The organism is Arachidicoccus sp., assembly GCF_050436765.1.
Lineage (GTDB): Bacteria > Bacteroidota > Bacteroidia > Chitinophagales > Chitinophagaceae > Arachidicoccus.
In genome coordinates, this window is record NZ_JBNQGD010000085.1 from 21,541 (window position 1) to 31,474 (window position 9,934).

At 37.4% G+C, this 9,934-nt stretch carries 6 protein-coding genes and 1 pseudogene; all 7 read left to right on the top strand.

Going from position 1 to position 9,934, the window contains the following annotated elements:
* The first annotated feature begins 24 nt into the window (after positions 1–24).
* Positions 25–1,305: an alginate lyase family protein gene (locus ACQR30_RS03610; protein ID WP_429731384.1), complete on the top strand. Its 1,281-nt coding sequence runs from the start codon at positions 25–27 to the stop codon at positions 1,303–1,305.
* Positions 1,306–1,455: 150 nt separating this feature from the next.
* On the top strand, positions 1,456–3,315 hold the full coding sequence (locus ACQR30_RS03615) for a glycoside hydrolase family 97 catalytic domain-containing protein (protein WP_429731387.1): 1,860 nt from the start codon (positions 1,456–1,458) through the stop codon (positions 3,313–3,315).
* A gap of 35 nt (positions 3,316–3,350) precedes the next feature.
* Positions 3,351–4,379, top strand: a complete 1,029-nt coding sequence (locus ACQR30_RS03620) for a family 43 glycosylhydrolase (RefSeq protein ID WP_429731390.1) — start codon at positions 3,351–3,353, stop codon at positions 4,377–4,379.
* A gap of 143 nt (positions 4,380–4,522) precedes the next feature.
* A complete protein-coding gene (locus tag ACQR30_RS03625) occupies positions 4,523–5,980 on the top strand; it encodes a glycosyl hydrolase family 28 protein (RefSeq protein WP_429731392.1) in 1,458 nt (485 codons plus the stop codon).
* 97 nt (positions 5,981–6,077) lie between these two features.
* The gene (locus tag ACQR30_RS03630) at positions 6,078–7,277 is read left to right on the top strand and encodes a glycoside hydrolase family 88 protein (protein WP_429731395.1); all 1,200 of its coding nucleotides are present in this window, start codon (positions 6,078–6,080) and stop codon (positions 7,275–7,277) included.
* Complete coding sequence (locus ACQR30_RS03635; RefSeq protein ID WP_429731398.1) at positions 7,277–9,202, top strand: beta-L-arabinofuranosidase domain-containing protein; 1,926 nt, start codon at positions 7,277–7,279, stop codon at positions 9,200–9,202. Before ACQR30_RS03630 ends, ACQR30_RS03635 begins: the two co-directional genes overlap by 1 nt.
* Positions 9,203–9,334: 132 nt before the next feature.
* Positions 9,335–9,934, top strand: a pseudogene (locus tag ACQR30_RS03640) (hypothetical protein); the annotation flags it as partial.

A 9,934-nucleotide genomic window follows, 5' to 3' on the forward strand; every position in this document is an offset into this window, starting at 1 on the left:
TCTTTTAAATTACAATGAATTAAGATGAAAAAGTTCCCTTTCTTATTTTTTTTAGTTTCTTGTTTATGTATGGCTACAGCCTGTTCCAAAGGTGGCGGCAACTTGAAAGATAACGCGACTGGTACGGATACTAGTACTGATTCAACTGCAACCAGTAAAACCATTACCTTTATTGATACCTTGTCTGATAATACTCCCTTTATCCATCCGGGCTTATTACAAAGTCAGGCGGATTTTGACAGGATTAAAGCAAAAGTAGAGGCAGGCGCTTCTCCATGGATAGATGGCTGGAATAAACTGATTGCCAATTCTCATGCTCAAGTGGATTATACTCCGAACCCAGTGGATACGCTCATCAGAGGTGGTAGTTCGAGGGAACAACCCAAGCCGGATAATTATTCCAGGGCTTTTAATGATGTTGCTGCTGCCTATCAACTGGCTATTCGTTGGAAGGTAACCGGGGATAATTCTTATGCCGACGCAGCCGTTCGTATTTTAAATGCTTGGGCATCAACTTGCAAAGCCATTTCCGGAGATTCCAATACGGCACTTGCAGGCGGGATTTACGGTTATCAATTTGCCAATGCTGGCGAAATATTACGAGGTTATTCTGGATGGAAAGCTGCTGATTTTGAAAAATATAAGTCTTTTATGGTGAATGTCTTTTATTCAAATAACCATGCTTTTTTGACAACCCATTGGGGTACCTGTGATTCCCATTATTGGGCGAACTGGGATATGTGCGCACTGGCCTCTGAGATGGCAATTGGTGTTTTAACTGACAATAGGCAACTTTATAATGCCGCGATTTATTATTTTCAAAAGGGAATAGGTACAGGAAATATTCATAATGCAATCAATTATGTATATGGTGATAGTCTGGCACAGTGGCAAGAAAGTGGCCGTGATCAGGGACATTGCACACTCGACGTTGCCTTAATGGGTGTTATCTGCCAACAGGCTTGGAATCAGGGTGACAATCTTTTTGGTTTAGACAATAACCGTTTTTTGAAAGCCTGTGAGTATGTTGCGAAGTATAACGTTGCGCAACTTGACGTACCCTATACTGCATATATTAATTGCGAAGGCGTATCAAATCCTGTAATTAGTCCGGATTCGAGAGGCACCATCAGACCCATGTGGGAGTTGGTGTACAATCATTATGTAAAATTAAAAGGACTGAAAGCTACTTGGACAGATATGGGAGCGAGAAGTGTTCGCCCTGAAGGTGGTGGTGGCGATTACGGTCCCAACAGTGGGGGGTATGATCAATTGGGGTTCGGCACATTGTTGTACTCTAGATAATTGATGAAGAAAAAAAACATAGTGCGATCGTCATTTTTGTAGAGGAGGCGGTGTAATATTTTTAGCTTTTTCAGCGCCGCGTTTTTTTGACCATTCGGGTTTCAGCTCTTTACTGTTTTATTTAAAAAGAATTACTAATAATCGGACACTATGGGTATTTTAAACAAGAAATTTACGCTCGCGGGCATTGTTATTTTATTAGTTGCAAATTTTTTATTGAGCGGCGCCTTATTTGCTGCAAAGCTGCAGCATACTTATAAAATATTATCACCTGACAGGCAAACTGTTTTTGAGCTTGTGAATGATAAAGGAAATTTATCTTATTATGTAAACCATCATGATAGTCCAATAGTAAAACCATCGAGGTTGGGGTTTGTTTTTAACAATGTGACAGTAGGAAAAAATACAGTTGTGAGCGGTAAAACCTTCTCATCACACCGGGGTAGCTTTGCATGGCGGCTTGGAGAAGATGACTCAATTTCCAATAACTATAATGAGGTCGTTTTTGCTTGCGCAAGCGGAAAGATTCGTTTTAATATCGTCGTTCGGGTATATGACGGAAGTGTCGCTTTCCGGTATAAAATTCTGTCGCAGTCACACATTGATGATGGCAATATTATGCGCGAGCTTACCACATTTGTATTTAATAAACCATTGACTATTTTTCAATTCAATCAAGAATCTGTATTTATCCCAATCAGCGTTGATTCCATGGAAAACACTTGTGATTTTCCTGCTACCCTTACAGATCATAAAAATACCTACATCAGCATTGGGGAAGCCGATAATGAAAATTATACCAAAGCTGAATTAATAAAAGGCGCTGAAGAAAATAGTTTGCAGATTTCATTTACGCACGATTCGGTGGTACACATTACAAGTGGGTACGAAACACCGTGGAGAACTATTAGTTATTCAAATACAGCAATTGGATTGCATAAATTTAGTCAGCTATATTTAAAATTAGTAAATCCTGTTTATAGACGTATCCCTTCTTGGATTGTTCCCGGAAAGTTAATCAGGTCACAGCTTACCACAGCCGACGGACTGCGGTGTGTGGATTTTGCAGTCGCGCATAATTTTCAGTATGTCCTGTTCGATGGAGGCTGGTATGGACCACAAAGGCTATCAACATCCCACCCCGAAAGGCCTATTGCCGAAATTAATTTACATAAGATTATAGAATATGGAAAAGAGAAAGGCATAGGAGTTATTTTATATATCGATCGCGTGGAGTTGAAAGCTAAGCTGGATACTTTATTGCCATTGTATAAAAGCTGGGGAGTTAAAGGATTAAAATTTGGCTTCGTGGATGGACTTACCCAAAATGGCTTAAAATGGCTGAATGGAGCGATGAAAAAAGTAATGGATGAAGGGTTCATTCTTGATATTCACGACAATTACAAACCAACAGGTTTGAGCAGAAAATACCCTTGCTTATTGACGCAGGAAGGGATCAGGGGAGACGAGCACGGGCCTGATGCTTTTCATACAACAACCTTGCCCTTTACCCGCTTCTTAGCCGGCCCGGCCGATTTTACTTTTTGCTATCCGAATGCAAAGAATAGTTTCAGCAAAAATCTTAAAGTAAGCATGGCGCAACAACTGGCTTTGACTGTCATTTATTTCAGTCCTTTGCAGTCGATGTTTTGGTATGGAAGGCCGGAAAATTATACAAATGAACAGCAAATAGAATTCTTCAAATATGTGCCTACCGTATGGGATGAATCACATTATCTTGCAGGAGAAATCGGGAAATATATAAGTGTTGCCCGAAGGAAGGGTAAGGTTTGGTTTATAGGAAACGCGGCAGGGCTACAGGACTGGAATGGTAGTATTAAATTAAACTTTTTAAGCCCGCATACCATATACAAAGCCATAATATATGCAGACGGAATAGATGGTGGAATTGTTAAAAATGCAATTGAATTAAAAGAAGGTGATACATTGCCTATACATATAAAAGCAAAAGGCGGAGAAGCCGTTATAATAACGCCTTTATTAAAATAATTAAAAGTTTATTTGTAAGCATAATATAGAGATGAATGAAACAATTAACTAATAATATACTTTTATTTCTAGTCATTTTGCAGGGCTTGACTTCCTGTTCTGCAATAAAAAATACTTCAAATAAAAATTGGTCAGCGGTCATACGACCAGGTACTATATGGCGTGATAACAATGAAAATCCTATACAGGCACACGGCGGCGGAATTATAAAAATTAAAAATACATGGTATTGGTTTGGCGAATATCGTGGTAAAGACGTTCAACCAGGCTATCGTTATGTAGGTTGTTATTCGTCGAAAGATTTAGCGCATTGGACTTTTTTAAACAAAATGAAATTTTCCGCTCCCGACGGGTTTTCTCAAGAATGGATTTTGGAACGTCCTAAAGTTTATTTCAATAAAAAGACCGAAAAATACGTGATGTATTTTCATCTTGATGATAACCATTATAAAAGAGCAGAAATAGGTATTGCGGTGAGCGACTGCGTGGACAAAGGCTATCATTTTGTAAAACATTTTCGTCCTTTTGGTATGGAGAGCCGCGATATTGGTCAATTTATTGATGATGACGGGACAGCCTATCTTATTTTTGAAAACAGGCCCACAAACGGTTTTGTAATTGCACGCTTATCAGATAATTACATGACCCTGAACAAAGTATGTTTGGTGCATAAATCATTGGAAGGTGGTGCAATTGTCCATTACAAGGGATTGTATTACGTTATCGGTTCTCATCTTACAAGTTGGAAGCCTAATCCGAATGTTTACGCTACGGCGAACTCTCTTGAGGGTCCTTGGACAACTTTTGAAAATATTGCCGCCCCAAATATGAACACTTATGGCTCTCAATCCAGTAATTTATTGAAAGTTCAGGGGACAAAAAGTAAGACAGTAATTTTTATAGGCGATATTTGGAAACCCTCGACACAATGGGATTCGCGATATTTATGGATGCCTTTGAAAATGAGCAACAGAAAAATGTATCTTCCCAAACCGCAACCATGGAAAATAAATATCAAGACAGGAAAAGTGAAGTTGATAAAAAAAGATTCTTTAGATGTATAAAATTGCTTCTTGTCAGGAAAAAAAGATATGCTTCTTTAATACACATTTAGCTAAGGCGCTTGTGGTTATAAAGTGAACCAAATTATACAATGGGGAAGCCTCGAAAACTAATTAAAGCATAAATAAAAATATTTTGAGGAAAGATGAAAAAATTAAATCAAATTGGAGATAAATATTGTATAAAATTTTTGGGAATAACCGTTATAAATTTGTTGATGATTTTTTGCGTAAGAGCCCAAAAATTATTGACCTATCCTTTTCCTACCAGCGAGACCTCCTTGTTGCATAACAGTGATTTCACGGTAAAAGTGAGAAAACCTGATGGGAAATGGCAACAATTGTATGAATATAATATAAAGGTAGATGACGTGCATGGTACTTATAATCATGTAGAAAACGCCACAATGTGTAGTTTTGATTTTTCCGGCGCAGTTGAGGTTGCCGTTACATTCAATAAAGGGGAGATGCACAGTGCGCGGATTAGGCCCTTATCTTATGATATTAGCCATGAGGTAAAAGGGAATACTCTATACTTTAAATTGTCGAAGCCGCGTAATCTTTCCGTTGAAGTGAATGGTGATATTTTTCATAATCTCCATCTTTTTGCTAATCCAATACAAACATTTGTACCTGATTTGAAAGATACGGATTTGATATACTTTGGCCCGGGTGTTCATCATTTAAAGGATAACAGATTATATGTGCCTTCGGGAAAAACGGTATATCTCGCTGGAGGTGCTGTATTAATGGGCCAGGTACTTTTTGAGCATGTGCGTAATGCTAGATTGCTTGGCCGAGGTATGATAGCTCCTTCAGTGAAAATGGGTGTTCATATAGCCTATTCCAAAAATATTACTGTAGAAGGCATTGTTTGTACGCAATGTGCAACAGGAGGATCCGATAGCGTTACCATAAGAAATGTAAAGGCAATTAGTTATTACGGGTGGGGGGATGGGATGAATGTATTTTCCAGTAATTATGTAACCTTTGATAATGTGTTTTGCAGGAATTCAGATGACTGTACGACCGTCTATGGTACACGTTTGGGATTTACTGGCGGATGTAATCACATTCTAATGAAAAACGCTACTTTATGGGCCGACGTTGCGCATCCTATTCTGATAGGTACACACGGAAATGCATCGCATCCGGATACCCTGCAAAATATTGAATACGACAATATTGATATTCTAGATCATAATGAAATGCAAGTAGATTATCAGGGTTGTATGAGTATCGATGCAGGCGATAATAATTTTATCAGAAATGTGAAATTTGAAAACATAAGAGTGGAAGATTTCAGAAGGGGACAATTACTGAATCTTAGAGTATTCTTTAATAAAAAATATTGTAAAGCCCCCGGGCGCGCTATTGAAAATATTTTATTTAAAAACGTTCGCTATAAGGGCAGCCATTCAGAATTATCTATTATCTCGGGGTACGATAGTTCAAGGAAAATTCAAAATGTGTTGTTTGACAACCTGGTTATTAATGGTGTAAAAATAAGCGACCATATGAAAAATAAACCCACGTGGTATAAGACTTCTGATATGGCGAGATTCTTTGTTGGAGAGGACGTGGAAAATATCCAGTTTAAATAGCCATTTATTTGGGAAGAAATAATGATAAATTGTGTTGTATCAAGCACAACAACAGAAGTCACAATAAGAATAATATAACAGCTTAAAAATTATTTAAATGAGACATTTACCCTATATAGCCATTTTGGCTACATTATTTATAAGTTGTCAGCATAAGCAAAATGATTTTGAAGTCCAAAAGGAGCTTAAATACTGCGAACAACAGGCGAGAAAAACACTTGCTCAAATTCCCAATGATTCCCTATTTCCGAGAAGCATTTCAAAGGGTAAAACCAATTGGGACTATGTTGATAGAGCCGATTGGACAAGTGGTTTTTGGCCTGGTATACTATGGAATTTATATCAATACACAGGCGACAAATTATTTAAAATAAAAGCTGATAGCGCAACGAGGGAATTGGCTTCAAATGCCTATACAGCCTCTTTCGACCACGACTTAGGTTTTATGTTGTATAATAGTTTTGGAAATGGGTATAGAGTAACAAAAGATAGTAGTTATAAAAAGGTGCTTCTTGCAGCTGCGGATAGCTTGGCAACCTTATTTAATCCTACAATTGGGACGATACTTTCCTGGCCGTCTATGGTAAAGAAAATGAATTGGCCTCATAATACGATCATTGACAATATGATGAATTTAGAACTACTCTTTTGGGCAGCCAAAAATGGTGGTGGACAAAAATTGTATGATATTGCTGTTAAACATGCGCTGACGACAATGAAAAATCAATTCCGCCCTGATTATTCAAATTATCATGTAGTTGTGTATGACACAACAACAGGAAGGGTCATTAAAAGAATTACGCACCAAGGATATTCAGATTCGTCTATGTGGGCTAGAGGGCAAGCTTGGGCCATTTATGGCTTTACCATGGTTTACAGAGAAACTCATGAACAAAAATTCTTAGATTTTGCTCAAAAAGTAGCAAATGTCTATTTGCAAAGATTGCCCAAAGATTTGATTCCCTATTGGGATTTTAATGCACCTGACATTCCAAACGCGCCTAGGGATGCATCGGCTGCAGCGGTGACGGCTTCTGCATTATTAGAATTATCTACTTATGTAGGAGAAAAAAGACAATCAGAAAATTATTTTGATAAGGCGATAGCAATGCTTAAAGAACTTTCAAGTTCTAAGTATCAAAGTAGAGAAAAAAATGACGCTTTTTTATTGCATTCTACTGGGAATATGCCGATTCATGGCGAAGTTGATGTGCCTATTATTTATGCAGATTATTATTATTTGGAAGCTTTATTAAGATTAAAAGAAATTGAAAATACTCATAAACTTAAATTTTAATGAGAAAAATATTCTTGAATGCTGCTTTATTTATTTGCGGATTTTTCAGCTTCTCTATATCCCGGGCTCAATATCCTGGACAGCATCTAAATGCGCTTTCAGTTAAAACGAAAGTATCTATAAAAGCCTACGCTTTTAATCTTAAGAATATTAGATTATTGGATGGCCCCTTTAAGGAAAATATGCAACGGGATGAACAGTGGATAATGTCAATTGCTACTAATAGACTTTTACATGATTTTCGCGTTACAGCAGGTATGAAAGTGACTTCCGAATCCTTAGGCGGCTGGGAGTCAATGGATAGTGAATTAAGGGGGCACACTACTGGACATGTAATGTCTGCTTTGGCGTTATTATATGCTTCAACAGGTGATTCTATTTATAAGAGCAAAGGAGACAGTATAGTTGCGGGTCTCGCAGAAGTGCAGGAAGTATTAAATCAAAATGGTTATTTAAGTGCATTTCCTCAGCATTTAATAGATCGATGTATAGCAGGGCAACAAGTTTGGGCTCCTTGGTATACGCTTCATAAAATTATGGCTGGTTTAATTGATATGTACCTGTACGCAGGAGACAAGTTGGCCTTAACTGTGGCGGTCAAAATGTCTAATTGGGCATATGAAAAACTCAAGCCCCTTTCCAGGGAACAAATTGCTGTGATGCTTCGAAATGAGTTTGGAGGGATGAACGATGCATTTTATAACCTTTATTCTATTACCGGAAATCCAAAGGACTTACAATTGGCCGAAATATTTTATAATAAAAAGCTATTAGATCCGCTTGCAGAAAAACAGGATGATTTAGCTGGCTTACATGCCAATACGCAAATTCCAAAAATCATAGGAGAAGCCCGAGGCTATGAATTGACGGGCAATAAAAAAGGAAAAGATATTGCCAATTACTTTTGGAATACCGTGATCAGTACGCAAACTTTTGCTACCGGCGGTAACAGTGACAAGGAGCATTTTGCGCAGCCTGGTAAATTGTCTCCCCATTTAACGGGTTACACCCAAGAGACTTGTAATACCTACAATATGTTGAAGCTTACCAGACATCTATTTTCTTGGTCTGGAGAAGAAAAGTACATAGATTATTATGAAGATGCTTTGTACAATGATATTTTGCCACAGCAAGATCCGGAAAGTGGCATGGTATGCTATTTTACGCCCTTGAAGCCAGGTGCTTTTAAGGTTTACAGTACTAAATTTCAATCATTCTGGTGTTGCGTTGGAACAGGTTTTGAAAGCCATGCTAAATATGGGGAAGGCATTTATTATCATAATGATAAGGGTGTATTTGTTTCCTTATTTATTCCATCCGTTTTAAATTGGAAGCAAAAGGGTATTAAAATTATACAAACAACAAATTATCCTCAAACACCAACAATAAATTTAAAAATTGAAACAGATAAAACTATAGAAATGCCTTTGTATATAAGATACCCGTCTTGGGCGGTTTCAGGAGCATCTATTGTTGTTAATGGAGCGCATATTAAGGTAAATGAGAAGCCAGGAAGTTTTATTACAATAAACCGAAAATGGGAAAAAGGCGATAGTGTTGAAATTTCTTTTCCAATGTCATTAAGATTAGTTCCTATTCCAGATAATCCAAAAATTGCTGCGATAGCTTATGGGCCAATCATTTTGGCAGCACCTTTAGGTACTAATGGGATTTTACCTCCAGCGCCATTTTCAGATCCGTCAAAACATGATGATTACTATACTTACAACTACAAGATTCCAAATGGTATCACCAATCAATTAGATATTCCCGTCCATAATTATAAAAACTGGATTAAACGGGCTGGAAGTAATAGGGGGATTGAGTTTGATATAAAAAATGGAGATACCGGTAGCGAAATTGCTTTAAAACCATTTTATCAAATTCATCGACAACGATATAATGTTTATTGGCAATTTAAATAGGACAATATATATAGCTTATCTATAGAGAATATTGCTTCGTTTAATTTCAAGATAAAATAATCAAAGAATTAAATTCATTTGTTATTAACGAAGGGTCCCAAGGGCGCGACAATCGAACTCTAAACGTTTTTTATGAAATTAAAATTTTGTTTTTTTTGTGTATCAATTTTGTTGATTTCTTTTACCCGTTGTTTTGCCGATTCAGTCTGGCAATGGTCAGTTAAAGTAAATTCGGTTTCTTTAGATAATGCTCATAATCACCCACGTGCTTTCTTATGGATTCCACCTAATTGTAAATATGTCCGCGGCATAGTTGTAGGGCAAAATAATATGTTGGAGGAAGGTATTTTGCAAGATGATTCTTTTAGAAAAACACTTACCGGACTTGGTTTTGCAGAAATTTTTTTCGCACCTACTTTTGATTACTGGCAAAATGCATCAAAGAATGATTCAGTAAATATAAAGTTTAATGAAGTCTTAAAACAGCTGGCTTGTAGATCCGGTTATTTAGAATTAAAGGATGCGCCAATCATTCCAATTGGTCATTCTGCGATGGCTTCTTTCCCTTGGAATTTCGCAGCATGGAACCCAAATCGTACACTAGCTATATTATCTATTCATGGCGATGCGCCTTTAACCAATCTGGTTGGAAATGGGCGTCCTAATGTAATTTGGGGCAAACATAACATTGATGGTGTTCCTGCTTTGATGGTGATGGGTGAATATGAATGG

Coding starts and splice junctions, on each gene's coding strand:
- ACQR30_RS03615 (WP_429731387.1), top strand. CDS start 1,456: ATGGGTATTTTAAACAAGAAATTTACGCTCGCGGGCATTGTTATTTTA.
- ACQR30_RS03635 (WP_429731398.1), top strand. CDS start 7,277: ATGAGAAAAATATTCTTGAATGCTGCTTTATTTATTTGCGGATTTTTC.
- ACQR30_RS03610 (WP_429731384.1), top strand. CDS start 25: ATGAAAAAGTTCCCTTTCTTATTTTTTTTAGTTTCTTGTTTATGTATG.
- ACQR30_RS03620 (WP_429731390.1), top strand. CDS start 3,351: ATGAAACAATTAACTAATAATATACTTTTATTTCTAGTCATTTTGCAG.
- ACQR30_RS03625 (WP_429731392.1), top strand. CDS start 4,523: ATGAAAAAATTAAATCAAATTGGAGATAAATATTGTATAAAATTTTTG.
- ACQR30_RS03630 (WP_429731395.1), top strand. CDS start 6,078: ATGAGACATTTACCCTATATAGCCATTTTGGCTACATTATTTATAAGT.